Raw genomic sequence first — 25,374 nt, forward strand, 5'->3', positions numbered from 1 at the left:
CTGAGGCGACGATGGGGTTTCAGAGCGGTGAGCCTACGGTGGTCGCCATCGCACCCGCGACGGCTCCGTCATCGCATCGAGCGACGGCGACGATCAGTGGGCCGTAGGGCGGGCGCCATTCGCTGTGCGCGCGGTCGTGTCGACCGACGGGCACCACACACGTGCCCTCGTTCACAGGCACCCGCTCGCCGTCGACGAACGCGGTGATCTGCAGAGCGGAGTCGCCGTCAGCGTCCACGTGGAAGTTCAGCATGATGCGGCCGTCGACGTCGCGGTGGGTCGTCACGTCCGACACGTGGATGCGCAGTTCACCGCCGCCCGGGCGGCACGGCTTCTCGAACACTCCCTCGTCGGGCAACGCCGGGGTGCGCGGCGGGGGAGTGCGGCGCGTCCGAAGCCCCTCGACCGAGAGGGCCAGTCGCAGCAGCGTCGTGTCCGAGTACGCCGCACCCGCGACCGTCAGACCGACCGGCATGCCCGTGTCCTCCATCGTGCCCATCGGCACGGTGACCGTCGGAATGCCGAGGTGTCGGGGCACCAGGTTGCCGTTGGACACCCAGACACCGTTGCGCCAGGCGATCTCGGCCGAGCCGGCGTCGACATCGGCGTCGGCTCGGCCGACGTCGGCTGCCGCAGGGAAGATGACAGCGTCGAAGCCGTTGTCGGACAACCAGTTCTCGAAGTCGACACGCCGGGTCTCCTCTAGGCCCCGCATTCCCGCTTCCACCGAGGGGATCCTGTCGAAGGGCACGACGCCGGCGCGAGCCCGATCGACGTACTCCGCGAGGTCGTAGGCGATGTCGAACGGGAAGACTCCGTACTGGTCCGGCAGGGCTCCTGTCGGTGCGGGGAAGATGAGCGGCCCGTCCGCGGCTGCGAGATCATCAGGCCCCGAACCGTCCACCGACCGGAGGAAGGCATCGAAAGCCCACATCGACAGATCCCACACCTCGCGTTCGAGGAACTCGGCTGGAACCAGACCGCGTTCGACCATGGTGCGCGAATCCGGATGCAGCCCTTCGTAGTTCTCCACGACGGGGAAGTCGGTCTCGACGATCTCGGCGCCGGCAGCGACCAGGTCGTCGCGCATGGATCGCCACAGTGTCATCACCGAGTCGCGGGTGCGGATCGGGAAAGCGCTGTCGGGATCGCCGTTGATGTAGAGCCGGGGCACCGCCAGGCGTAACCCCTGCATGGGCAGCGCTGCGAGGTCGGTGAACGATGGCGGTCGCACGGCCGAGGCGGCAGGGATGTCGACCCATTCCTGCATCCTCCAGAGGTCCCCGTCGCGCACCGCATCGTCGTCGACGACGACGTCGAGGAGCTGGAGCAGATCGTCCACCGAACGCGCGTGGGGGACAACGACGTCCATCGTCGGCACCAGCGGCCAGTTACCACGGATGGAAATCATGCCCCGCGACGGGGTGTAAGCGACGAGCGCATTGTTCGACGCGGGAGCACGCCCTGATGACCAGGTCTCCTCGGCCAGGCCGAAGGCGCCGAAGCTCGCCGCGGTGGCGGTTCCCGAGCCGTTCGACGATCCCGAACCGAAGGCAGAGGTCAAATAATCTGCGCTGTAGGGACTTTCGGCGCGACCGTACAGCCCGCGTTGCATGCCGCCGGCCGCCATCGGGGGCATATTGGTCAGCCCGAGGCAGATGGCCCCAGCCGAGCGCAGTCGGCCCACCGCGAACGCGTCGTCATCGGCGACGAGATCGGCGAACGCCGGCGAACCGGCGGTCACCGGCAAACCGCGAACCTTGAAACTGGCCTTGGCGGTGAACGGGATGCCGTCCATTGGCCCGAGGGTCTGTCCACGCGCCCGGCGCAAGTCTGAGGCTCGCGCCTCGTCGAAGGCTTCGGGATTGAGTACCGGAACCGCATTGAGCAGGATTCCGGAGCGGTCGTAGTGGCCGATCCTGTTGAGGTACCGCGCGACGAGCTCGACGCTCGTCACGGCCCCGCGCTCCAGAGCGCTGCGCAAGACCCCGAGGTCGGCATCGACGACCGTGAAATCACCGGGTGTCATGTGGTGGGCACTGTGTATTCGACCGACACGCGATAAAACATACACTGTCGGTTTATGCTCGGGGCGGATTCGTCGTTCCGGCCCGAGAGGAGAACGCCATCGCTCGACCATCTCGTCCGCTTCTCCACAGGGACCTGATCGCCCGCACCGCGCTGGCGCTCATCGATCGTCATGGCACCGACGGAGCCAGCATGCGGCGGGTGGCGCAGAAGCTGAACGTCAATCCGACGTCGCTGTACAACCACGTACCGGACCGGGCCGCCATGATCGAAGACGTCCGCGCCCTGGTATCGGCGCACATCGACTCGCGACCGCTACGCGAGCGGCCGTGGGATGAGGGCCTTCTCGAGTGGGCTCGCTCCTACCGCGTCGCGTTCGCGCGCCACCCCCGCGCCATCCCCCTGCTGATGACCACCCGGGCCTCCGCACCGGTCCTGCTCGCCGAGTACGAGGATTTCGTGGTCGCGGCCGAGGCGGCCGGCTGGCCGACCGACGAGATCCTTCCGCTGCTGACCGCGTTCGAATCGTTCATCCTCGGCAGCGTGCTCGACATGTCCGGCCCCACCGTGCTGTTCGACCCGACCGGGCAGGAGGAACGGTTCCCCCGCTTCACTGCCGCCTACGCGACGCTGGCCGACCACGACGTCGCCGACCCTGTCGCGACACGGGCATTCGAGCGTGGGCTGGCGATGCTGGTGGCCTCGGCGAGACCTCCGACGTCCTAGTCTGATCGGCGTGGAGTGGGAGTTCGATGCCGACGTCTTCCAATGGCGCGGCCCGGCACCGTACTTTTTCGTCGAAACCCCGCCGGACGTCGACGATTTCCTGCACGCGCAGTCGAGCGAACTGACCTACGGGTGGGGTGTCATCCCGGCGCAGGTGCGCATCGGGAGCACCGAGGTGACGACGTCGCTGATCCCGCGCGACGACGTCTACCTGGTCCCGCTGAAGGTGGCGTTGCGTCGTGCCGAGGACGTCGACGACGGCGATCGGGTGCAGATCCGATTACGGGTGGGAACCGCTAGGACGAACTGACGCGCCGGCTCAGGCGGTGGCGTCGAGGATCTTGATCGCGAAGACCAGGGAGTCACCGGGAAGGATGCCGGCGGCGGGCTGACCATTGGGGTAGCCGTCCGCCGACGTCATCGCCACGGCGACGGTCGAGCCGACGCGTTGACCGGCGATGGCCTTCTGGAAGCCCGGCACCACGCCGTTGAGCGGGAAGTCGACGGGGGTGCCGCGCTGGTAGCTGCTGTCGAACACGGAGCCGTCGCGTCCGTTGACACCCTGGTAGCAGACGGACACCGTCGCGTCGTCGCCGACGACGGCACCGGACCCGGCCTGCAGCGTGTGCACCTGAGTTTCGGCGACGGTGAACGGCGGGGTCACAGTGACGAGCGGAGCCGTGGAGTCGGTCGAGCCGGTGACGGCGACACTGCCGGTGGCACCGGGGAGGGTCCATTCGGCGGCGGTGGCGCTGCTCGGAGCGGCTGTCGGACACGCTGCTGCCTGAGCCTCAGAGGAACCGCAGGCGGTCAGGGCCAGGGTCGACCCGACACAGACGGCGACAGCGAGCGAGGACGGCAGACGGCGCAGAAGCATTCGTGCCACGCTACCGGCCCGCAGGTTTGAGGACGTGGTGGGTCTGGGCAATGAGGAACACATGAGCGACGACAACAAGGTGATAGTGGAACGGACCATCGACGCGTCCGCCGACGCTGTCTTCGACGTCCTGTCCAATCCACATCGGCATGCGGCCCTTGACGGCTCCGGATTCATCCGCAGTGTCGACCATGCCGACCGCATCCAGAAGGTCGGCGACGTGTTCACGATGAACATGGCCGGCGATCACATGGGTGGCGAGTACAAGACCGACAACCATGTCACCGGTTACGCCAAAGACAAGTTGCTGGCATGGCAGACCGCTCCCGCCGGCACCGAGCCTCCCGGCTGGGAATGGTTGTGGGAGATCGAGGCTCAGGGACCCAACGCGACACTGGTACGCCATACCTACGACTGGTCCAAGGTCACCGACAAGGATCTGCTGAAGAAGGTCAAGTTCCCGTTGGTGACCGAGGATCAGCTCAGCGACACCCTCTCTCGGCTGGCGGCCGAAACCTCGTCCTGAGCCGTCCGCCGGCCCACGTCAGACTGGGTTGATGCGCGCACTGGTGATGGACAGTATCGGCGGCCCGCTCTCGGTCCGGACCGTCCCCGATCCGAGTCCGCGACCCGACGGCGTCGTCGTCGCGGTGCGGGCCACCGGCTTGTGCCGCAGCGACTGGCACGCCTGGGCAGGACACGAGCATCTGACGCTCCCGCACGTTCCCGGCCATGAGCTGGCGGGCGTCGTGCAGGCGGTCGGCCCGGACGTGCGCTGCTGGGGGGTGGGCGACCGGGTGACTGTGCCGTTCGTGTGCGGGTGCGGAATCTGCACGTGGTGTCGATCCGGGAACTCACAGGTGTGCCCGCACCAGGAGCAGCCCGGGTTCACCTACTGGGGATCGTTCGCGCAGTACGTCGCGCTGCCCGCCGCCGACACCAACCTCGTGCGACTTCCCGACTCTGTCTCTTTCGCTGCCGCGGCCGGACTGGGATGCCGATTCGCGACCGCATACCGCGCTCTGACAGCCGTGGGCGGTGTCGAGCGCGGACAGTGGCTGACGGTCGTCGGCGCCGGAGGGGTCGGCTTGAGCGCGGTGATGATCGGCAAAGCGCTGGGCGCCAACGTGATTGCGGTCGACCGCACTGCCCGCGCACTGGTCGCCGCCACGGCTCTCGGTGCTGATCACACGCTCGCCGACGGCGCCGAGACAGCGGCACGGATTCACGAGATCACTGGCGGCGGAAGTCATGTGGGAGTAGACGCGGTGGGCTCCGAATCGGCGTGCGCGCTGTCCATCCTCAGCCTTCGCCGACGGGGTCGTCACGTGCAGGTCGGCTTGCTGCCTCCTGTCGACGGGCATCCACGCCTTCCCATGGATCGGGTGATCGCGTGGGAGCTCTCCGTGCTGGGCAGCCACGGAATGGCGGCGGCGGATTACCCGCCGATGGTGGCGATGATCGAACACGGCGACCTGCGACCGCAGGACCTGATCGAACGCACCATCAGCCTCGAGCAAGCAGCGGAGGCCCTGCCTGCCGTCGACAGCGCGTCGCCGGCCGGCATCACGATCATCGAGCCGAACGTTCGACGTTAAGCCGAACCCAGCGTGACCTGTGCGGTCCGCGTCGCGCCGCTGTCGTCGCGATAGGTGACAGACACCTGGTCACCCGGCGCCTTGGAGCGCACGGCCGCAGTCAGTGCCTCCGGCCCGTCGATGACCTGGTCGTTGATTTTCGTGATCACCGCTCCGCTGGACAGACCGGCCGCAGCGGCGGGGCTTCCGGCGGCCACCTGTGCGACGGCTGCGCCGTCTGAGCCACCCGTGTCGCCACCCGTGTCGGTGCCCAGTTGCACTCCCAGCGAGCCGTGGCTGGCCTTTCCGGAGGAGATCAACTCGTCGGCGATGCGCTTGGCCTGGTCGGACGGGATCGCGAACCCGAGTCCGATCGAGCCGCCGCCGGATCCGGACCCCATGCTGGCGCCGGCCGAATTCACGCCGATCAGGTCGCCGTTCATATCCACCAGCGGGCCGCCCGAGTTGCCGGGATTGATGGCGGCATCGGTTTGCAGGGCATCGAGAACGACGGGGGAGCTGCCCTCGCCGTCACCGGCGGCCACCGGCCGGTTCAGGGCGCTGACGATGCCTTTGGTGACCGTGCCCTGCAAGCCGAGCGGAGATCCGATGGCGACGACCTCCTGGCCGATCTTGACGCCCTTCGAGGAGCCGATCGTGATCGGCGTGAGGCCGCTGACGCCTTGGGCGCGCACAACAGCCAGGTCACCGGTGGGATCAGTGCCCACGACGGTGAACGGCACGCTGCGGCCGTCGGAGAACGTGACCGTCGCCGGGGATTCGCCTCCGTCGAAAGCCGCGGGCTGCGCACCCGTGCCGCCCGCAGTGACAGGCGCGACCACGTGGTTGTTGGTCAAGATCAGTCCATCGGGGCTCAGCACGATGCCCGATCCTTCGGCCATCCCCTGACCTGCGACGATCTGCAACTTGACGACACTGGGCATCACCTTGGCGGCGACAGCCTCCACCGAGCCCGGCGCGGCGTTGGCAGCGGGTTTCACCGGCTGGGCAGGAATCGCTGCTGGTGTCGTAGCGGCGGACTGCTGGTGGTCGTTCACGGCTACCGCAGCCGCCGCGCCGATGCCGCCGCCGGCGATCGCCACAGCCGCCGCGCCCGCGAGTACCAGAGCACGCGGGGTGCGCGACTGCCGGTTTCGGCGCGGCATGTGCGGCCCACCTGGTGCGGGCGGTTGCGGCCACGGTGTCGGGCTGCCGGGCACCGGGGTGTGGGGGGCAGGCCAGCTTCCGCGCGCCCAGTCGTGACTGTGCGGGGCAGGTGGGGGCGTGGTCGCCATCGGTGGTGTTCCCTTCGAAGATGGGCATGAAAGGTCGGTTGTCTCCAACCTGCCCACCGCAACTGAGACCCGACTGAGAGCACGCTCAGCAAACACCGAGAAGGTTGCGCTCAGCGGTAGAGGCTGGCCATCCCGTTGACGGGACCGAGGCCGTGACCGAGGGGGTAGGCCTCGCGGATGCACTCGGTCACCCACATTTTGCCGAACGCGACCGAGTCGGGAACCGAATAGCCGTGTGCCAACGCCGCCGTGATCGCCGCGCCGAGGGTGTCGCCGGCGCCGTGGTCGTCTCGGGTGTCCACCCGGGCAGCAGCGAACTCGTGGAATTCCGAACCGTCGAAGAGCAGGTCCGAGCTCACGTGGGAGGTTCGGAGGTGGCCGCCTTTGACCAGAGCCCACTGCGGTCCCAGCGCATGCAACGCCCGGGCCGCGGCGCGCTGGGTGTCGGCGTCGGTGACATCGATGCCCACCAGAAGTCGTACTTCGTCGAGGTTCGGCGTGACCAGCGTGGCCAACGGAATCAGTTCGTCGCGCATCGCATCGAGCGCACTGGGGTGCAGCAACGGCTCACCGGCATTGGATGCGCACACCGGATCGACCACGAAAGGGACTGTGCCGGTAAGCTTCTCGGCCGTCCAGGTGGCCACGATCGCCTGGATGATCGCCGTCGAGGCGAGCATGCCCGTCTTCGCTGCTTCGATCCCGATGTCGGAGGCCACTGCGCTGATCTGGGCGGCGACCACCTCTACTGGGATCTCGTGAAAAGCTCTGACACCCAACGAGTTCTGCACCGTCACAGCCGTCACCGCAGCGCAGCCGTGCACACCCAGCATCGCGAACGTGCGCATGTCGGCTTGCAGGCCGGCGCTGCCACCGGAGTCCGAACCCGCGATCGTCATCACGCGGCGCGGCGTCTGTCCGGGCGAAGTCAGCGGGAGACGGTTCGTCATCACGGGTGATTGTAAATGGCTGTTCGGCGCCGGGACGCTGATCTACGACGGGCGAAGCGCTCCCGGTTGGCCGAAGAGATAGCCCTGACCCCACGTGACGCCGAGTTCTGACAAGGTCGCCTGTTCGTCGTGTTTCTCGATCGCCTCGGCGATCGTCATGGCGCCCATCTCTGCGCAGAGCCGGACGATGGCGATCACCAGGGCACGTTTGGCCGGATCGCGGTCGATACCCGACGTGAGCGATCCATCGATCTTGATGATGTCCGGCCGCAGCTGCAGCATCTGCTTGAAGCTGGCGTAACCGGCTCCGGCGTCGTCGATCGCCAAACGAATACCTCTGTCCCGCAATGGCTTCAGAGCGTCAGCCAGGCCATCAGGAAACGGCTCGTGCTCGGTGATCTCCAGCACCAGCGGCGCACCCACAGCCAGCAAGGCATCGTGCAACCGGGCGTCCATAGCCGTCGAGGGACTGGCGTTCACGGCGAGGAAGCAGTCGGGAGGGACACTTCCGACCTCCGCGAGCACCGTGGACAGCGCAGCCAATTCGAGGGGAACGCCGCGTCCGAGACGGCGGGCGACATCGAACCAGTAGGCAGGGGACCGTTCTGCGCCGCTGGGGAAACGACACAGACCCTCGAACCCCACGACGGATTCCGACGCCAGGTTCACGATCGGCTGGTATGCGGCCCGAAGCGGCGACGGCGCCGCCAGCAGGTCGTTCACGTGCTGGTGCAGCGCATCCTCGCGCGCCATGTCGGGCAGCAGAACGGACGCCAGGAACTGTGCGGCCAGGTCGCGACCCTCGTGGTGGGGATCGCCGAGGAAGTCGTCGAGCATCGACGCGAGTTCGGTGTGTGACCCGATCAGAGCCGAGATGAAGCGGGCGGTCGCCTCCATCGCCGAGATGTCGCGTTCGGTGAATCGACACGTGTCGACAGCTGTGAGACTCAGAGCCCCGATCCCGTTGCCACGGTGCAGGAGCGGGATCACGACGAGGGACCCGATACCGAGGCGCGCACCGATGGTGCGGACCTCGTCTGTCAGATCAGGGTCCGCCAGCGGGTCGAGACTGATCTGCGGACGCCCGGTTTCGATGGCCCGCCCCTGGAACGTTCCCTCCCGGGGCAGAGTCAGCCCCAGTAGCGGTGCGACCAGACCGTGCGCCGAGACGACCACGAACCGGTCCTCGGGCGTCAACAGACTGACCGCCGCTCCGTCGGCTTTGGGCGTGAGGAGGCACATCTGCTCGGCGATCCTCTGCATGAGCGCTGAAGGATCGATGGACGCGTTGATCGCCGCGACGAGATTCTGCAACGTCGGACCCTAGCGACGTCCGCAATTCTCGTGGCTGATGCCCATTTCTGACTTCCTCCCCGCAGCTTGCGCTGGCTGCAGCCAACGTATCAGCGAGCGCTCGCCAGGTGTGCCGATACGCGAATCACTTGTCGTCGCGCCAGGCGAGCACGTCTTTGAGCGGACCGAGGTCGTAGCCGTCGTCGGCGGTGAGCTCGGTCTGGAACAACGTGACACCGGCCTCGCGGAAGCTGTCCGCGGTGTGCCTGTTCTGCCAGAGCGTCGAGCGTTCGATGTCCGCGCCGCTGCGGCCGAACGTTGCGGCCAGCTCGTCGACCCGGTCGCTGAGCCGGCGGAACGTGTCGAGTTCGGCGAATGCGTGCCAGATGTCGGCATGACGGGCGACGGCGGGGAGAGAGCGCTTGGGTCCCGTGCCGCCGATGAGGATCGGCAGCTTGCGCACGGGCGGCGGGATCAGCGCGGCGAGCCGATTCTCGATGCGGATCAGGCTCTCGTCGAACAGGTCGAAACGGGATCCGAAGGTGCCGAAGTCGTATCCGTAAGTGGTGTAGTCCTTTTCGTACCAGCCGGCGCCGAGGCCGAGGATGAGACGACCGCCGCTGATGTGATCGACCGTGCGCGCCATGTCCGCCAGCAGGTCAGGGTTGCGGTAACCCACGCCGGTCACGAGCAGCCCGATGTCGGCATGCGAGGTGATCTCGCCCCACGACGCCAGCGCCGTCCATCCCTCGAAGTTGGCGACGTCGGGTTGCACCTCGGACAGCACGGGCTTGCCGTCGACCAGGGCGTCCATCACCGGGCGGTGGAAGTGGTCGTAGCCGAAGATCACGTCGACCCCGAGATCGTCGGCAGCGACCACGGCATCGCGCCAGCTGCGGTAGTCAGGCGTTCCGCCGGGCTGAATCTGTACGGCTACACGGACGGGACGGGTCATGGGTGCTCCTGAGTCGGGGGAGGGGGGCGACTCTTGAGCCAATTCCGAAGCCGGCTCGTTTATTCCGACCCGAGCGGCGATGCGGGTTCAGCGCCGCACAGACTGGGCACTCTGGCACGAATCGCCGAGTCGGCGATCTTGCCCCCAGAGAGGACTCCGCGAACATGACGATGCCCAGCGACGCTGCCGACGCCGTCGAGCCGGCAGGCTCCAATGACGGGCCGCGCGATCACGAGGGGGTCGACACCGAGCACTCCGCTTACGTCGACGAGAACAACGTTCCCCACCCGGGGGATGCCAACGAGCAACGCTGACCCGCACCAAGAGGGGGCCTGGCAGTACCCGTATCGCGGGCATCTGCCTGACGTCTGGCCTACCGCCTAGCGTGCGAAGCGGCATCGATCCAGCGGTGCCGGCAAGCGCGGAAAGGCGACACGTGGTCATCAACCAGTTCTCGGCGCATCACGATCTCTTCGATCTGACGGGCAAGCGCGCGCTTGTCACGGGGGGTACGAAGGGCATCGGTCTGATGATCGCGCGCGGCCTGCTTCAGGCGGGCGCCGCGGTAGTCGTCAGTTCCCGTAGCGACGACGCATGCGCTCGTGCGGAGGCGGACCTGTCCGCATTCGGCGAGGTGAGCGCCGTGCCAGCCGATCTGTCGATGCACGAGGAGTGCACGCGGCTGGTCGACATCGTCACTGCGGAAGGCGGACGACTCGACATCCTCGTCAACAACGCGGGCGCCCTGTGGGATGAACCGCTGGACAGTTTCCCCGACGCTGCCTGGGACACGGTCATCGATCTCAACCTCAAGGCCCCGTTCTGGCTGGTGCAGGGTCTCCTACCGGCACTTCGGAGCGCCGGGACCGCCGACGATCCTGCACGGATCATCAACATCGGCAGCATCGCCGCCATCCACGTCCCACGTCGGCCCAATTACTCCTACTCCAGTAGCAAGGCCGCTCTGCATCAGCTGACCCGGGCGCTCGCCCTCGAATTGGGGCCACAGCACATCACGGTGAACGCGGTGGCCCCGGGACCGTTCCCGTCGGCCATGATGGCCGAAACGCTGGATGCACTGGGGGAGTCGATCGCGGCGTCGGCTCCGCTGCGCCGCATCGGTCGCGACGACGACATGGCGGGCGTCGCGGTGTTTCTCGCGAGCAGGGCAGGCGCCTACCTGACCGGTGCTGTCATCCCCGTCGACGGAGGCATCGCGACGACGGCGTGACGTCCTTCGGACCTACAGTGGGGCGGATGGAGGTCAGCCTGGATCTACGCGCCGAGATCCGAGAGTTCTTGACGTCGCGCCGAGCCCGCATTGCTCCGGAGACGGCCGGCTTGTCTGCGTACGGGCGTCGCCGTCGTGTGAAAGGCCTGCGACGGGAGGAGGTCGCGATGCTCGCGGGCGTCTCGGTCGAGTACTACGTACGCATCGAGCGCGGGAGTCTGGCCGGAACCTCCGACGGTGTCCTCGAGGCGCTCGCCACGGCGCTGCAACTCGACGCCGCGGAGCACGAGCACCTGTTCCGCCTCGCGCGCCGATCGGGAACACCGGGTGATCGGTCCCTGCCGTCATCGTGCGTCTCCGTACGTCCGGAGCTGCACGAGATGCTCGCCGCCTTTACCGGCGCCCCGGCGTGGATCCGCAATGCTCGCCACGATGTGCTCGCGATGAACGATCTCGGGCGCGCGCTGTATTCGCCGGTTCTGTCCGATCCCCGACGACCCGCCAACACCGCCCGCTTCGTGTACCTGGACTCCGTTGAGGCACAGAAGTTCTTCGTCGACTACGACAAGGTGGTGCACAACATGGCGGCGGTGCTGAGGTTGGAGTACGGGCGCAATCCACACGACGGGCAGCTCGATGCGCTGATCGGCGAATTATCCGCCGGCAGTGCGGTGTTTCGGCAGCAGTGGGCTTCGCAGGATGTCCGGCTGCACGGCTCGGGGTCCAAACGCGTGAACCATCCGGTGGTGGGCCGGCTCGAGTTGAACTACGAATCCATGGATCTGCCCAGCGATCCGGGACTGCAGTTGAATGTCTACACGGTGCCGGCTGTCGGAGAAGCAGCGGCGAAGATTGCGGAATTGGCTGCATGGGCTCGCGGGCAGTCTGCCGCGACAGGAATCGGCGCACCTGTCAGATGAGATACGTTCCGTGCCCCTCGATGACGAGATCGCCGGCGAAGCGCAGGACTTCGTTGACGAGCCCGCCCCGCTGGTTTCGGTAGTTGATGACGATGACGTCGACGCCTTGGTAGACGGCCTCGAGGGTGAAATGCAGATCGGGGCGCAGACTCAGCGCACGGACCCAGTAGTCGTGTAACGCCGCTTTGCCTTCGACCCGGCCGCCGGTCACCGGGAGCACCTGCGCGGCGACCGGCGAGGTGAACACGACCGCGTCGTCGAAGTGGTGGAGGACTGCGTCCACGTCGTGAGCGTTCCACGCGTCGACCCACTGCTGGCTGAACGTCTCGGCATCGATCCCCATGCGGCACGCTAACGAGCCGAATATGGCGCCGTCTACTGCTTTTCCGGTTGGCGACCGGACACGCAGAGATGGTTCTGCTCCGGGTCGGTCGCAGCCTCATACGAGTTTCCGCAGAGGGGGCAGGGGTCCACCGCGTCGGTTCGGGCCGACGGATCGGGAGGCCGACCCGGGAGTGCCAACCGCAGGTGGAGGCGACCTCTTCCGTCTGGGGGATTCGAGTGCCTGACGAACTCCAACGCCGGCCCGGACGAGCCGCACTGCACGGACGTGAGCTCGGAATCGCTCCCGGTCACCGGTGCGTCGACGAGCGCAGCCCAGAACCGGCCGACGGTCTGCGGTTGCCTCGCCTGCGTGACGACCGCCGCGAGAGGACCGGAGTCGAGATACTCCTCGCGCGGTTCCAGGACGCAGAAAAGGTTGCCTTCGGGATCGGCCATCACACGCCACGGCACCTCACCCTGACCGATGTCGACATGCTGGGCGCCCAGGGCCAGTGCTCGCGCGACCAACGCTGCCTGGTGTGTCAGCGATGCCGAGGCCACGTCCAGGTGCTGGCGGTGGGGTTCGTGGTGCAACGCCGCCGACGGGAGAAACAGGAGGACAGTGCGGTGGGCGACCTCTATCACGCAGCTACCGGCGTCGGCGCGGAGACGGCACCCGAGCAGTTGCGCCCAGAACTCGCCCAGCAGCTGCGGATTCCGTGATTCCACCACCACGGTCATGCGGTCGACGCCCACGCCCCGACGGTAGCGCTTCCCCTGCCTGGACTCGGCAGTGCTGCAGCAGATGTGGTTTCTCGTCGAATGCCGACATACCGTTGTCGCGGGGCTGCCCGATGCTGTCGGTATGACCGAGAACGCAATCACGATGACGACGACCGAAGCGACCGCGGATGCGGCGCTCGCAGTGTGGCTGACGATGTGGAACAGCGGCGGCGAGATCGCCCGCCGCATCTGCAGTGACGATTTCCGGATTCACTTCCTGAACTCCGAGATCGACGGCTCGAACCCGGGTGACGACGTCCTCGGCGCGGAGAGCTTCGCCCGATACCTCGATGCGTATCGCGGGCGCCATCCAGACGTGGTCTTCACCGAGGTGAGCCGGGCCGTGGACGGTGCGCACGGGCGACTGCTGTGGGACGTGCGAACCGGAGACGTCCGTGCCGGAGGGGTCGATGTCTTCGACTTCACCGACGACGGGTTGATCAGCCAGGTGTGGTCGGTGGGCGGAACGCGGCCGCACCGCGCCTGAGATCGGGGAGACTTGCGTCATGAGGCGGGCGGAGCGGTTGTACGCGCTGGTCGACCTCATGCGGGGATCACGCCGACCGATGTCTGCTGCACGGCTCGCTGAGGAATTCGCGGTGTCCAAGCGCACGATCGAGCGTGACATCCAGTCACTTCAGCTGGCGGGCGTCCCGATCTATGCCGATCGCGGGGCGTCGGGCGGATACTCGATCCTTCGCGAACACTCCCTACCTCCGTTGAATCTGACGGTCACGGAGTCGTTGGCGGTGCTGGCTGGGCTCGCCCTCCTCGAGACGTCGCCGTACGGTGCGGCGGCCCGGCGGGCTCGGGCGAAGGTCCTCGCGATCAGCAGAGAGGATCAGTTGGCGCCGGTCGACGACGCGTTGGCATCGATGTTCGTCATCGATGCCGAACCTCCGACGGAGGCGGCGATCGCGCTCGTTCCCGAAGCGATCGCCGCCCGCAGGGTGGTTCGGCTCGAATACGTCGCCGACGACGGACACACTCGCACCAAGCGGGACGTCGAGGCGATGGGACTGCTACGCGGTGGTGATGCCTGGGTATTCGTCGGATGGTGTCGCTTGCGCAAAGGCATCAGAGGTTTCCACCTCGACCGTATCCGGCACCTGGAGATCACCGACGAAGTCTTTTCCGAACGGGATCCTGCGGTGCTCGATGCCGACCTGTCGCGGTGGCGCACTCGTCGGCTCGGGTGAGTGTGCGGGGCTGGGCAGCACACCGCCGGGGAATTGGGCCCGTCTCGAGGTGGTTGAGGGAGCTGTGAAAAAGATCGGCTTCTTGTCCTTCGGGCACTGGTCAGACAGCCCTCACTCGAAGGTGCGCTCCGCAGCGGACGCCCTGCTGCAGTCGGTCGAACTCGCAGTCGCCGCCGAAGAGGTGGGTGCCGATGGTGCGTACTTCCGGGTGCACCACTTCGCCAGGCAGCTCGGCTCGCCGTTCCCGTTGCTCGCCGCAGCGGCTGCCCGCACCGATCGCATCGAACTCGGCACCGGCATCATCGACATGCGATACGAGAATCCGCTCTACATGGCCGAGGACGCAGGTGCTGCTGATCTGATTTCCGGCGGCAGACTCCAACTCGGCATCAGCCGTGGATCGCCCGAGCAGGTGATCGACGGCTACCGCTACTTCGGCTACCAACCCGGCGAGGACGACACCGACGGCGCCGCGATGGCGCGCGAACACACGCGGGTATTCCTCGAGGTTTTGAAGGGGGAAGGGTTCGCGCACCCCAATCCCCGCCCCATGTTCCCGAACCCGCCCGGTCTCCTGAGAGTCGAGCCGCACTCGCCCGGTTTGCGAGAACGGATCTGGTGGGGTGCAGGCAGTCGATCCACTGCGGAGTGGACGGCCCAGCAGGGGATGAACCTGATGAGCTCCACGCTGCTGACCGAAGACACGGGCGTGCCCTTCCATCAGCTGCAGGCCGAGCAGATTCAGCGTTTCCGGGACGCATGGCGCGCGGCAGGTCACCAGCGTGAACCGCGTGTCTCGGTGAGCCGCAGCATCTTTCCGATCGTCAACGACCTGGACAAGCAACTGTTCTGGCACAACCGCAACAGCACCGACGAGGTCGGGATTCTCGACGGCGGCAAAGCCCGCTTCGGTAAAACCTATGCGGGCGAGCCCGACAAGCTCATTTCCCAGCTCGCCGAGGACGAGGCAATCGCCGCGGCTGACACTCTGCTGCTGACGGTCCCCAATCAGCTCGGCGTCGACTACAACGCGCACGTGATCGAGAACGTGCTCACCCATGTTGCGCCAGAACTCGGGTGGCGGTGACGGATTCGAGGGGTGCCGCTGTCATGTCCGATTCGTTCAAGACAGTGGTGTGACGGCGATCTAACGTCACGCGTATGCACATTCGCCCCCTTGCTGCCGCCGTCGAGATCGTGACCGCCGACCTGGACACGTCCGTCCGTTTCTACCGCTTGGTCGGTCTGGTCGTCCCTGCCGGCGACGGCCCTCACATCGACATCGAACTTCCCGGTGGGAACCGTCTGATGCTCGACACGGAGGACACGATCGCGGGCATGCACCCCGGGTGGGCCCCGCCGACGTCGGCGGGGCGCGTCGCCCTCGCCTTCGGGTTCGACCGGCCTGCAGACGTCGATGCGGTGTTCAGCCGGCTGACCGCAGCCGGGCATCCCGCATCGTTGGAGCCGTTCGACGCCCCGTGGGGGCAGCGCTATGCGACGGTGCTGGATCCCGACGGAACCTCGGTCGATTTGTTTGCGGCACTGACGAACTGACGAACGGAGACGCCCGCGAACTCGCGCATCTCCCGCGAGAGGTGCGCCTGATCTGCGTACCCGCTCACCTGCGCCACGTCAGCGGCCGTAGCACCGGCTCTCAGCTTGTGGACCGCTGCACGGAACCGCAGGATGCGCCGCAGCGTCGATGGACCGTATCCGTACACAGCCGTGCAGTGCCGGTGCAACGTCCGTGTCGAGCAGCCGATCTCCTGTGCCACCGACGTGGCCGACGCACCTGCAGCGAACCGCGCCGTGACATGGGCCAGTTGTGCCACCGGCCACGGCGCGGTGTCGGCGACGGCATCTCGGGTCAGCAGATGCGTCGCCACATCCAGCATCGTGCCGCGCGGAACGTCATATCGCACATCGCTGAGTACCACACGGGCGCCGACGAATTCAGAAGCGGGAATCCCGAGCAGGCGGGGTAACGCACCAGGGCGGAACCGGATTCCGGTGGCGCCCGCACTGCGGTGACCGGTGACATGAGCGGTGGCGTCCGGTCCGGCGATCACCACGTCGCCATCCATCTCGATGAGATCCATACATCCGTCGGGCAGGATGCGTGCCGCGCCGGCAGCTTCGGCCACCCACCGGCACTCCGCAAGATTCTCGAGCGGCACTGGTGCCGCGAACTCGGAGTAACTCATCACCGTCAGGTTAGCGACCCGGCGTTTAGGCGGCACTGGAGCGGGAAGCCGGGCGGTCGACCTGAGTGGGCACATGCAGTGGTGCCCGCCCACGAGAGAGGGGGCGCAATGGCCGCAGACCGCGGAGCCAAGGAAACCATCAAGAGCGTCGTCAAGGACGCGAAAGACAAAGTGGTAGAGGTCGCCGAACGGATGCAGCAGCACAGTCCGAGCTACATTCCCGGCGCACCGGGACCGGAGCCGGCTCCCTTCGATGAGCCGACATCTGCGCGCGAGCCGCTACCGCCGAAGCCGGATCAGGGCGGACCCGATCTCCGGACTGCGACAGGCACGGCCGTCGGTGGCGGTCAGACCGCCCGCGGACAGCAGGGGGAGTACCTCACCACGGCACAGGGCGCGCGCCTGTACGACACCGACCACTCTCTGAAGGCCGGACGGCGGGGGCCGACACTCCTGCAGGACCATCACCTACGGGAGAAGATCACTCACTTCGATCACGAGCGAATCCCGGAGCGCGCGGTCCACGCCCGCGGCGCAGCCGCACACGGCGTGTTCCAGGCCAACGGCGCCGCCGAAAAGATCACTGCCGCTGGCTTCCTGAAGTCGGGCGCGAAAACCGGTGTCTTCGTGCGCTTCTCGACGGTGCTTGGGTCTCGCGGATCAGCGGACACCGTGCGCGACACCCGCGGTTTCGCGACGAAGTTCTACACCGACGAGGGCACGTTCGACCTGGTCGGCAACAACATTCCCGTGTTCTTCATCCAGGACGGCATCAAATTCCCCGACGTCGTCCATGCCGCCAAACCCCACCCCGATCGCGAGATACCTCAGGCCCAGAGCGCGCACGACACCTTCTGGGACTTCGTGTCCCTTCACACCGAAGCCCAGGCGCACACCATGTGGAACATGTCCGACCGAGGAATTCCGCGGTCCTATCGCATGATGGAGGGCTTCGGCGTCCACACGTTCCGGCTCACGGGTCCAGATGGTTCGACGTCTCTGGTCAAGTTCCACTGGAAGCCGCGCCTCGGTGTGCACTCGCTCGTGTGGGAGGAGGCGCAAATCGCGGCCGGAATGGATCCCGATCTCCACCGCCGCGACCTCGCCGATGCTATCGAGAAGGGCGCGTACCCCCAGTGGGAGCTCGGTGTGCAGGTCATGCCGGACACCCCGGATCAGATGTTCGAGGGCATCGACCTGCTCGACCCCACCAAGCTGGTGCCCGAAGAACTGGTGCCGGTTCAGGTGATCGGGACCATGGAGCTGAATCGCAATCCCACCAACTACTTTGCCGAGACCGAGCAGGTGGCTTTCCATCCCGGACACCTCGTTCCGGGTATCGACGTCACCGACGATCCGCTGCTGCAGGCTCGACTCTTCTCGTACCTGGACACTCAACTCAGCCGGCTGGGCGGCCCGAACTTCGGGCAGATCCCGATCAACCGTCCGCACGCACCCGTCAACGACATGCTCCGCGACGGTTTCCACCAACACGGCGTGCATCCGGGCGTTGCGCCCTACCACCCGAATTCACTCGACGGCGGATGCCCGTTCTTCGCCGGCGCCGATACCGGCGCGTTCATCGAGGCGCCCGCCGTGGTGACCGAATCGACGAAAGTCCGTGCGGCCCCGGCCTCCTACGATGACCACTTCAGTCAGGTGACGATGTTCTACCGCAGCCTCAGTCCTGTCGAGCAGGCCCATGTGGCCGACGCGTACACGTTCGAACTGGGCAAGTGCTACGAGCAGGCGGTCAAGGAGCGGCAGCTGGCGGTGCTGGCGAACATCGACACCGAGCTGTGCGCGACGGTCGCCGCGGGGCTGGGTCTCGAGCCGCCGGCACCCACCGTGCCGCCCGCCGAGCCGACTGTGCTGAGCCCGGCGGTGAGTCAGGTGGGCCGGCAGTGGCCGGTGGAAGGCCGCAACATCGGCATACTCGTCGGTCCCGACTCCGACGTCAGCGACGTCTCGACCGTGGTCGACGCGCTCGGGGCGGCGAAGCTGGTACCCCTGGTGATCGCGCCGCACGGCGGCACGCTGGCCCACGACGGCGGCAGCGTACCGATCTCTCGCACGTATGCGACCGCGCGGTCGATCGAATTCGATGCCCTGGTCGTCGCCGGCTCACCCGGCACTGTCCAGGCCAAGATCCTCGTCGACGAGGTGTTCCGGCACTTCAAGGGCATCGCGGTCCTGCCGCAGGGCACAGACCTGCTGACGCGAGCTGGGGTGACCGACGGCGCTGAGGGTGTGTTGAGCGGGTCCGAGGCATCAGCGCTCGCCGCCTCACTGATCGAGAGTCTCGGCGAGCACCGGGTGTGGAGCCGCGACGTCGCAGTCTGAACCCGGACGGCGCCGATGAGTCGAGATGTCAGAAATGGCAGGGACTCACGGCGCTGTCAGGGGGTATCGCACGGGGGTCAGTGAACAATAAATGGAGGTGCAGGACATGGCGTCAGGCGTGGCAACCGTGTGGTTACCGGTCAAGGACATGAAGCGCGCGTTGAGCTTCTACAGCGACACCCTCGGTCTCGAGGTGAAGAAAGAGACGGACGAGTGGTCCGAGTTGGACGCCAACGGGTTGATGATCGGCCTCAACGCTCGCGAGTCGACCGGAGCGGACGGCGGTGGTGGCGCGCTGCTGACGTTCCAGCCAGACGGCAGTATCGACGATGAGGTGTCGCGATTGAAAGCCGAAGGTGTGTCGTTCGTCGGTGACATCAGCGATCACCCGTGGGGCCGGATCGCCTCCTTCAAGGACTCAGAGGGCAACGATCTTCAGGTGTACGAGCCGCCGTCCTAGGCACTTCCAGATCGGTTCGAGGTCCCCCGAGGCGCGGGTCGTTACGCGAGACCCGACCACCCGGCCACGGTCAGCACGTGATTGGCGGTCCCGCCCGGTGTGAGGGATCGTGCACCCCGTCCAGGGTGACGACGGGCAGGGCGATGACCGGGGCGGCGCGCGAGTGAGACGCGAATGAACGCATATCGCGAATCACCCTGTGCTGTACCGAAGTTGTGGCGATATGCGTGGATCACCACATCGACGAAGTCGGGGTTGTCGAACGCGCTGATCAGTTGTCGGAGATCGTCGGCCAGCGCGGCCCGCTCACCCGAGCGCCATGTGGGACGAGCCGCGGCGTCACGTCGTCGAAAGCGTGCACATCGTAGGGAAACCCGTGACAGAGGACCCAACCGTCAGCGTCGCCGTCTTCCGAGAGGACGCTGGACGTCACTCCCGTGCCCGCAACGCGGCGACCGGGCAGGCAGTGACCGCCGACGCGGCGTGATTCTGGAGATGATCGGGAATCGACTCGTTCTCGTGGCTGAACATCAGCTGACCGTCGTCGTCCAGTTCGAATAACTCCGGGGCCCGTTCGGTGCACAGGCCGTGGCCCTCACAGAGATCCCATTCGACGTCGATGCGCACGATCAGCTCTCCTTCTGAGATGAGGCGGCCTTCGGTCGCCGTGGAATGAGTTCCACCGGCAGCGATTCCCAGCGGTAGATGATGTTGTTGATCGCTCGTACCCCAGGGCCGATGCGACGGATTCGCTCGACCCGGTCACACAACGCCGACAGGATCGCCGCGGTCTCCATCCGGGCCAGGCCCTGACCGCCGCAGGTGTGGGTCCCGTGCCCGAAGCCGAGTTGTCCTGTCGTGTCGCGGTGAATGTCGAATCTGTCCGCCTCACCGAACACGGCTCCGTCGCGGTTCGCCGAAGCGAAGAGGACCAGCAGTTGCGAACCACCCGGGATGACGTGGCCCGCAAGCGAGGTCGCACCGTTCACGCGTCGAGTGAAGGCCCGCAACGGGGACGCGTGCCGAACCACCTCGTTCACGGCGTTCGACATCAGCGTGCGGTCGCGGCGCAGGTCTTCGAACTGCTCGGGATGGTCGGCGAAGAGCTGCACAGCAGCGGCGATGATGCTGGCGGTGGTGTCGATCGAGGGTGCAAGCACATCGATCAGAAGTAAGGCGCACTGGGACTTCGTCAGGGCGCCGGCCTCGACGGCCTGCAGCAGTTCGTCGGCGATGCCACCGGGCGCGACGTCGCCCGTGCGCACCAACCTCGCGACGAACAGCCGCATTGCGATGACCCCGGGCAGGGACCGCAGGAACAGCCTGTTGGCCGGCCCGGCGTAGTCGAAGGCGGCGACTCCCCATGACAGCAGATTGTCCCGACCTCGGGCCGGCCATCCCATCATGTCGGGCACGACGGTCATCGGCATCGCCAGGGCCATGTCGGCCACACCGTCGACTCGACCCTTTCGGATCGCACTGTCGACGATGTCAGCAGCCATCGACTCGATATCGGGCTTCAGCGACCTCAGAGCCCGCGGTGTCAGGCGTGCGGTGACCAACGCGCGGCGCGCTCGATGTGGCTCGCCGTCACTGACGATGGTCGTCTTGCGACCGGTCAGCTGGGCGAGGCGGGTCATCGCAACCGCATTCCCTGACCGAAACGAATCGTCATCGGCGAGTGCGGCGCGCACCGAATCGTAGCGCGCAGCGGCGTACATCCGGTGCCTGCTCAACCACACCACAGAACCGAGCTCACGCAGTGCCGCATAGTGCGGGTACGGATCCGCGATCGCCGACGCCGAAAAGACATCGCGGTCGTAGACAGGCAGGGGCTGGCTCGAAAGTGACTGCGCTGATTGCAATTCCGTAGGCGACGCAGGCGAGTGCGGGCACCGCGTGGCGTGTTCGTCGCGCTGTTCTCGGGTCACCGTCTCAGCAAACAGGGAACGTGCCAGTCATGTCCTGGACTGCAGACCAGGGATGTCGCACCGGATTGCCCTCGGATGCAACGACGGCAGCCCCGCGCTCATGTCCCTGTCTTTCCACCGAGGTGGGCGCACAGATCGAGCGCCGCAACGACGATGCTGTCAGTGTCGATGCCGTGATAGCGGTACACGGATTCGAGGTCCCCGACCTGCCCGAATGAGCTGACTCCCAACGACTTACACCGCACCCGATTGATCGTCGCGAGAAATGCCAAGGTGTGAGGGTGCCCGTCGAGCACCGTGACCATCGGTGCGGCTCGCTCGGCCGGGAAGACCTGATCCAGAATCCACGCTGGCTCCTCGGCCAGCCCATCGCGAGCACGAAGGGCGCGGTAGAGCAGGTCGGGGCTCGTCACGCAGACGACTTCTGCCTCGACGCCCAGATCCGCGAGCCGGTTCGCAGCGTCCACGGCTTCGGTGACCAAGGCACCCACGGCCGCGATGCAGACGGCGGGCGTGACGGCCGGACGCAAGGTGTACGCACCGGCGAGGACATGGCGGCGACGGCGGTCCCGGGCGGCGGGATCTGAAGGAATTCCGGCCAACTCCTGACGCACCGGACGAGTGGACAGCCGTAGGTAGGACGATGTTCCGTCGGGTCTGCCCAGATGGGCGATGCAATGCAGCAGGATCCACTCGACTTCGGTGGCGAAAGCCGGCTCGTAACTGATGCAGCCAGGCTGCTCGAGACCGATGGACGGCGTCGTGATCGACTGGTGCGCGCCACCTTCGGCAGCCAGCGTGACCCCGGACGGGGTGCCGACCAGGATGGACTGCCCACCGGCGTAGATCCCGAAGGACCAGGGTTCCAGTGCGCGTTCGACGAACGGGTCGTAGAGCACGCCGATGGGAAACAGGGGTTGACCCCATCGGCTCCACGTGGCACCCAGCTCGCCCAGTAGGCCGACCAGATTGACCTCGGCGATGCCGAGCTCCATGTGTTGGCCCGTCGGTCGTTCACGCCAGTGCATGATGGTGTCGGCGTCATCGGCGAACCAATCCGGCCGCTCCGACGGCGACCACACGCCCACCTTGTTCAGCCAGCCCGCCAGGTTGGTGCTCGAGCTGACATCCGGGCTCACAGTGACCACGCGCCGTGCCACGTCCGGCGCGTCGCGGGTGAGGTCGAGCAGCGTACGTCCCAGTGCACTCTGGGTATTGGACAGTGCCGGCGGGGTGCGCCCGATGTCAGTCGGCACCCGTGGTGGTTCGACGCGGCGAACGTCCTCCCGACGTAAGCGTTCGGCGACCCGCCGGCACAGCCGGCCGTGTGCCGACTGAGGATCGAACCGGCGAAAGGGCTGCTGCGGATCCTCGCCCACGGTGTGAGCCAGCTCGGCGAACTGTTCGTCGGTCAGAAGCGACGAGTGGTTCTGGGGATGTCCTTGAACGGGCAGGCCATAACCCTTGATGGTGTAGGCGAGGATGACTGTGGGGCGGGTGTCGTCGATCTGCTGGTAGGCGTCCAGCATCGTCGTGAGGTCGTGGCCGCCGAGATTGGCGATCGCCCGAACGAGGGTGGCATCGTCGAGGTCGGCGATCACCGCGGCCACTCCGGCCGATTCCTTCCCGTCGCCGGGCAACCTGGTGCGCAGTTCTTCGGCCGAACACCGCAGCAGGCGTTGGTATTCGGGATTGGGCATGGTCAGGATGCGGGAGCGCAGGTCGTCGCCGCCCGGGCGGCTGAACAACGTCTCGAGCAGAGTTCCGAACTTCACGGTGATGACCTGCCATCCCGCGGCCGCGAACATCGCCTCCAGTCGTCCCGAGGCGATGTGGGGAACCACTCGGTCCAGGGACTGGCGATTCATGTCGACGATCCAGACGATCTCGCCGAGTTCCGGCACCACCGGATCCAGTACTGCTTCCCAGATCGCGCCCTCATCGAGTTCCGCGTCGCCGACGAGAGAGTACTGGCGGCCGGATGCGGCTCCACCGAAAGCAGTTTCGACATAGCGTCGAGCAAAGGTGGCCCAAATCGGCGCGGTAGCTCCGATACCCACCGACCCCGTCGAATAGTCGACCGGGTCGGGGTCTTTGGTCCGGCTCGGGTAACTCTGCAGCCCACCGAACTCTCGCAGGGTGGTCATGTGGCGCTCGTCGAGTAACCCGAGCAGGTAATTGATGCTGTGGAGCACTGGGGAGGCATGGGGTTTCACCGACACCCTGTCTCCGGCCTCGAGTTGCCCGAAGTACAGCGAGGTCATGATGCCCACGATCGACGCAGACGACGCCTGATGGCCACCGACTTTCAAGCCACTCGGGTTCGGGCGTATCCGATTGGCGTGGTGCACCATTGCCGTCGACAACCACAGGACACGCGTGGCGATCTCGTCGAGGTCCGACACGAATGCCGGATCCGTGGCAGCGGGCACGGACGCGGGCGGATGGGCGAGCGTCACTGTGTCACCTGTCCTTCGGTCTCGGCGGAGTGTTCTCCGGAATGGGTGCTCGCATGGGGGTAGACCTCACTCCACGAGCGCTCGACAAACGTCCGGAGTGCGTCGACCGACGTCGGGCCGGTGCGGGAGCGCCACACCACGTGCCCATCGGGTCGCACCACGACGGCGCCGTGCTCGCCGACCTCGAGCAGGTCGACGGCGCGGCCTTCGGCCTCGGTGCGGACCACGGCGACGATCGACAGCGGCGCGGATACTGGTGCGCCGGCGAGGGCCTCGGCCCAGCCGTGTGGGTCGGCGGTGAACAGTGTGAGTCCTCGCGGCCTGATCCTGTCGTGAGTCGACCATTCGGCCGCGTTCTCGTCGGTGATGATCGCGTGTGGTAGGCGCGCACCCGGGTGCGTGGTCGGGTGGTACAGGGCGACGTCTCCTTCGGGACACGGTCCTTCCGCGGTGTCGATCAGCGCACTCCGGTAGGCATAGCCGAACTCCAGACCGCTGGCCACGAAGTGTTCTTCCTGCCCGGGTATCGCCTCCGCCATCCGACGTCGCAGTCGCGTGCTGCGCGCGTTCTCCTTGAGCAGACGCCGAGTTCGCGACGTCTGAGCCGTGGTCAGTGCGTCCGCGACACGCGCGATCACCCGATGGGGGACCCAGTTCAAGGGCAGCTTGCCGATGAGCTCGGTCGCGCGGTGCAGCGATCGGTTGGTGATTCCCAGGGGTGCGGTGACCTGGTCGAGAGTGAAGTGGTTGTGGGTGCTCTGCGTGGCGAACCGCTCGATGACGGGCCGTCGTTCGGCCTCATAGGTGTCGAGCAAGGAGTCCGGTGCGTCGTCGCACAGCACAGCGGCAACCTTCCAGGCGAGGTTGTGAGCGTCCTGAACGCCGCTGTTGAGCCCGAAGCCACCCGTGTGGGGGAATCGGTGCGCGGCGTCTCCGACGAGGAGGAGCGGCCCCCGGCGGAATCGGTCGGCGATCTGCTTGGTCATGGTCCAGGTTCCGGTCGAACGAATTCGGTAGTCCTCGGATCCGATCACGTCGGGAAGGATCGCGTTCCAGTATCGACGACTCGCACTCGCGATCGCCTGACTGGCATGCAGATACGGAGTCATCAACACGTAGTCGTCGTCCGCGTGGGCGATCATCACCCCGCTGAAGCGCGGATGGTAGATCCAGCTCAGTAGCGGTCGGCTCGTGCCAGTCGGGTAGAGGCCGGGTGCGTGGAAGAACACACTTCCCATATTGGCCAGGACAGGTCCGGTCATGGTGATACCGGCGGCGTCGCGCAACGAGCTGTTCGCGCCGTCCGCGGCGACGACGATTCGGGGCACGGCGACAACAGGATCGCTGCCCGCCGACCGCAGAATCACCCTTCTGCCGGCCAGTTCCGCGCGGGTGCCGCGGCGGAAATCGATGAGGGGCTCGTTGTCCACGGCGTTCCACAGCTGCGGCATGAGCAGATGTTGACCGATGTGCGAGATGAGATGGGGGCTGTGGGTGCGAACCTCGGCGAGTCGGTCCGGTTGGGAGAGCAGATCGATCTCCCCGATCGGATCAGAACGGACGTCGGTGCACCAGCGGATGATGTTGACGCTGTCGATCGGTGGTGTGATCGTGTTCAGGGCGGCGCCCAAGGCAGGGGAGGCCTGATTCCAGATTTCCAAGGTCCGTGCGTTGATGACGTGCGCAGCCGGGTGAAGGCGCGTGTCGTGACGCTCTTCGATGAGCGTGCTGGAGACGCCGTAGCGAGCCAGCAGTAGCGCCATCGTGGACCCCGCGGCGCCGGCACCGACGATGATTACTGGTTCATTGGCCATGT

Annotated in this window: 26 protein-coding genes; 13 read left to right on the forward strand and 13 right to left on the reverse strand. The window is 66.6% G+C overall.

Annotated elements, in window-relative coordinates; genetic code table 11:
• Positions 1-19 precede the first annotated feature (19 nt).
• Positions 20-2,029 (reverse strand): amidase, encoded by a 2,010-nt coding sequence (locus ACZY1G_RS18590; RefSeq protein WP_463823251.1) that lies wholly within the window; start codon positions 2,027-2,029, stop codon positions 20-22.
• Between ACZY1G_RS18590 and ACZY1G_RS18595 the strand changes: the two genes are divergently transcribed.
• Positions 2,023-2,754 (forward strand): TetR/AcrR family transcriptional regulator, encoded by a 732-nt coding sequence (locus ACZY1G_RS18595; protein ID WP_463823252.1) that lies wholly within the window; start codon positions 2,023-2,025, stop codon positions 2,752-2,754. The two genes, ACZY1G_RS18590 and ACZY1G_RS18595, sit on opposite strands and share 7 nt — an antisense overlap.
• A 10-nt stretch (positions 2,755-2,764) precedes the next feature.
• Complete coding sequence (locus ACZY1G_RS18600; protein WP_463816194.1) at positions 2,765-3,064, forward strand: DUF1905 domain-containing protein; 300 nt, start codon at positions 2,765-2,767, stop codon at positions 3,062-3,064.
• A gap of 9 nt (positions 3,065-3,073) precedes the next feature.
• Here the strand turns inward: ACZY1G_RS18600 and ACZY1G_RS18605 are convergent, their stop codons facing one another.
• Entirely contained in the window at positions 3,074-3,631 is a 558-nt protein-coding gene (locus ACZY1G_RS18605) for an FKBP-type peptidyl-prolyl cis-trans isomerase (protein WP_463816195.1), read from the reverse strand.
• A gap of 61 nt (positions 3,632-3,692) precedes the next feature.
• Here ACZY1G_RS18605 and ACZY1G_RS18610 point away from each other — a divergent pair, with 61 nt between their 5' ends.
• Together ACZY1G_RS18610 and ACZY1G_RS18615 are read left to right on the forward strand one after the other, a co-directional pair.
• Positions 3,693-4,157, forward strand: a complete 465-nt coding sequence (locus ACZY1G_RS18610) for an SRPBCC family protein (RefSeq protein WP_463816196.1) — start codon at positions 3,693-3,695, stop codon at positions 4,155-4,157.
• Between the two features lie 31 nt (positions 4,158-4,188).
• Positions 4,189-5,229, forward strand: coding sequence for a zinc-dependent alcohol dehydrogenase family protein (locus ACZY1G_RS18615; protein WP_463823253.1), 1,041 nt, complete (start codon positions 4,189-4,191; stop codon positions 5,227-5,229).
• Here ACZY1G_RS18615 and ACZY1G_RS18620 read toward each other — a convergent pair.
• From ACZY1G_RS18620 to ACZY1G_RS18635, 4 genes are all read right to left on the reverse strand, one after another.
• Positions 5,226-6,503, reverse strand: coding sequence for a S1C family serine protease (locus ACZY1G_RS18620; protein ID WP_463823254.1), 1,278 nt, complete (start codon positions 6,501-6,503; stop codon positions 5,226-5,228). The two genes, ACZY1G_RS18615 and ACZY1G_RS18620, sit on opposite strands and share 4 nt — an antisense overlap.
• A 110-nt stretch (positions 6,504-6,613) precedes the next feature.
• Entirely contained in the window at positions 6,614-7,453 is an 840-nt protein-coding gene (gene thiD / locus ACZY1G_RS18625; protein ID WP_463816199.1) for a bifunctional hydroxymethylpyrimidine kinase/phosphomethylpyrimidine kinase, read from the reverse strand.
• Between the two features lie 42 nt (positions 7,454-7,495).
• Positions 7,496-8,767 (reverse strand): sensor domain-containing phosphodiesterase, encoded by a 1,272-nt coding sequence (locus tag ACZY1G_RS18630; protein ID WP_463816200.1) that lies wholly within the window; start codon positions 8,765-8,767, stop codon positions 7,496-7,498.
• Positions 8,768-8,891: 124 nt separating this feature from the next.
• On the reverse strand, positions 8,892-9,701 hold the full coding sequence (locus tag ACZY1G_RS18635) for an LLM class F420-dependent oxidoreductase (protein ID WP_463816201.1): 810 nt from the start codon (positions 9,699-9,701) through the stop codon (positions 8,892-8,894).
• Between the two features lie 164 nt (positions 9,702-9,865).
• Between ACZY1G_RS18635 and ACZY1G_RS18640 the strand changes: the two genes are divergently transcribed.
• The 3 genes from ACZY1G_RS18640 to ACZY1G_RS18650 all read left to right on the forward strand — a co-directional run bounded on the left by ACZY1G_RS18640 (position 9,866) and on the right by ACZY1G_RS18650 (position 11,852).
• On the forward strand, positions 9,866-10,015 hold the full coding sequence (locus ACZY1G_RS18640) for a hypothetical protein (RefSeq protein ID WP_463816202.1): 150 nt from the start codon (positions 9,866-9,868) through the stop codon (positions 10,013-10,015).
• A gap of 122 nt (positions 10,016-10,137) precedes the next feature.
• Positions 10,138-10,932, forward strand: a complete 795-nt coding sequence (locus ACZY1G_RS18645; RefSeq protein WP_463816203.1) for an SDR family oxidoreductase — start codon at positions 10,138-10,140, stop codon at positions 10,930-10,932.
• 26 nt (positions 10,933-10,958) lie between these two features.
• Entirely contained in the window at positions 10,959-11,852 is an 894-nt protein-coding gene (locus ACZY1G_RS18650; protein WP_463816204.1) for a helix-turn-helix transcriptional regulator, read from the forward strand.
• Here ACZY1G_RS18650 and ACZY1G_RS18655 read toward each other — a convergent pair.
• Positions 11,845-12,195 carry a nuclear transport factor 2 family protein gene (locus ACZY1G_RS18655; protein ID WP_463823255.1) on the reverse strand — a complete coding sequence of 117 codons (351 nt, stop codon included), beginning with the start codon at positions 12,193-12,195 and terminating at the stop codon, positions 11,845-11,847. The two genes, ACZY1G_RS18650 and ACZY1G_RS18655, sit on opposite strands and share 8 nt — an antisense overlap.
• Positions 12,196-12,227: 32 nt before the next feature.
• Positions 12,228-12,932 carry a VOC family protein gene (locus tag ACZY1G_RS18660; RefSeq protein WP_463823256.1) on the reverse strand — a complete coding sequence of 235 codons (705 nt, stop codon included), beginning with the start codon at positions 12,930-12,932 and terminating at the stop codon, positions 12,228-12,230.
• 109 nt (positions 12,933-13,041) lie between these two features.
• Between ACZY1G_RS18660 and ACZY1G_RS18665 the strand changes: the two genes are divergently transcribed.
• The 4 genes from ACZY1G_RS18665 (at position 13,042) to ACZY1G_RS18680 (ending at position 15,715) form a co-directional block, all read left to right on the forward strand.
• Positions 13,042-13,446, forward strand: coding sequence for a nuclear transport factor 2 family protein (locus ACZY1G_RS18665; RefSeq protein WP_463823257.1), 405 nt, complete (start codon positions 13,042-13,044; stop codon positions 13,444-13,446).
• A gap of 19 nt (positions 13,447-13,465) precedes the next feature.
• Positions 13,466-14,158 carry a helix-turn-helix transcriptional regulator gene (locus tag ACZY1G_RS18670; protein WP_463823258.1) on the forward strand — a complete coding sequence of 231 codons (693 nt, stop codon included), beginning with the start codon at positions 13,466-13,468 and terminating at the stop codon, positions 14,156-14,158.
• 64 nt (positions 14,159-14,222) lie between these two features.
• Positions 14,223-15,245 carry an LLM class flavin-dependent oxidoreductase gene (locus ACZY1G_RS18675; protein ID WP_463823259.1) on the forward strand — a complete coding sequence of 341 codons (1,023 nt, stop codon included), beginning with the start codon at positions 14,223-14,225 and terminating at the stop codon, positions 15,243-15,245.
• 74 nt (positions 15,246-15,319) lie between these two features.
• Positions 15,320-15,715, forward strand: coding sequence for a VOC family protein (locus ACZY1G_RS18680; protein ID WP_463816210.1), 396 nt, complete (start codon positions 15,320-15,322; stop codon positions 15,713-15,715).
• Here ACZY1G_RS18680 and ACZY1G_RS18685 read toward each other — a convergent pair.
• Complete coding sequence (locus tag ACZY1G_RS18685) at positions 15,652-16,365, reverse strand: helix-turn-helix domain-containing protein (RefSeq protein WP_463823260.1); 714 nt, start codon at positions 16,363-16,365, stop codon at positions 15,652-15,654. The genes ACZY1G_RS18680 and ACZY1G_RS18685 overlap by 64 nt on opposite strands.
• Positions 16,366-16,473: 108 nt before the next feature.
• On the opposite strand from ACZY1G_RS18685, the gene ACZY1G_RS18690 reads away from it, so the two are divergent.
• Positions 16,474-18,708 carry a catalase gene (locus tag ACZY1G_RS18690; RefSeq protein ID WP_463823261.1) on the forward strand — a complete coding sequence of 745 codons (2,235 nt, stop codon included), beginning with the start codon at positions 16,474-16,476 and terminating at the stop codon, positions 18,706-18,708.
• A gap of 106 nt (positions 18,709-18,814) precedes the next feature.
• On the forward strand, positions 18,815-19,168 hold the full coding sequence (locus ACZY1G_RS18695; RefSeq protein ID WP_463823262.1) for a VOC family protein: 354 nt from the start codon (positions 18,815-18,817) through the stop codon (positions 19,166-19,168).
• 429 nt (positions 19,169-19,597) lie between these two features.
• On the opposite strand, the gene ACZY1G_RS18700 is transcribed toward ACZY1G_RS18695, so the two are convergent.
• From ACZY1G_RS18700 to ACZY1G_RS18715, 4 genes are all read right to left on the reverse strand, one after another.
• Complete coding sequence (locus tag ACZY1G_RS18700) at positions 19,598-19,795, reverse strand: ferredoxin (protein ID WP_463823263.1); 198 nt, start codon at positions 19,793-19,795, stop codon at positions 19,598-19,600.
• Between the two features lie 2 nt (positions 19,796-19,797).
• Positions 19,798-21,099 carry a cytochrome P450 gene (locus tag ACZY1G_RS18705; RefSeq protein ID WP_463823264.1) on the reverse strand — a complete coding sequence of 434 codons (1,302 nt, stop codon included), beginning with the start codon at positions 21,097-21,099 and terminating at the stop codon, positions 19,798-19,800.
• Positions 21,100-21,197: 98 nt separating this feature from the next.
• Positions 21,198-23,531 carry a transketolase-like TK C-terminal-containing protein gene (locus ACZY1G_RS18710; protein ID WP_463816512.1) on the reverse strand — a complete coding sequence of 778 codons (2,334 nt, stop codon included), beginning with the start codon at positions 23,529-23,531 and terminating at the stop codon, positions 21,198-21,200.
• Positions 23,532-23,554: 23 nt separating this feature from the next.
• Positions 23,555-25,372: an FAD-dependent monooxygenase gene (locus ACZY1G_RS18715; RefSeq protein WP_463816216.1), complete on the reverse strand. Its 1,818-nt coding sequence runs from the start codon at positions 25,370-25,372 to the stop codon at positions 23,555-23,557.
• Between the last annotated feature and the right edge of the window lie 2 nt (positions 25,373-25,374).

The sequence above is a fragment of the Mycobacterium sp. IDUB_5 genome (genome assembly GCF_055419565.1).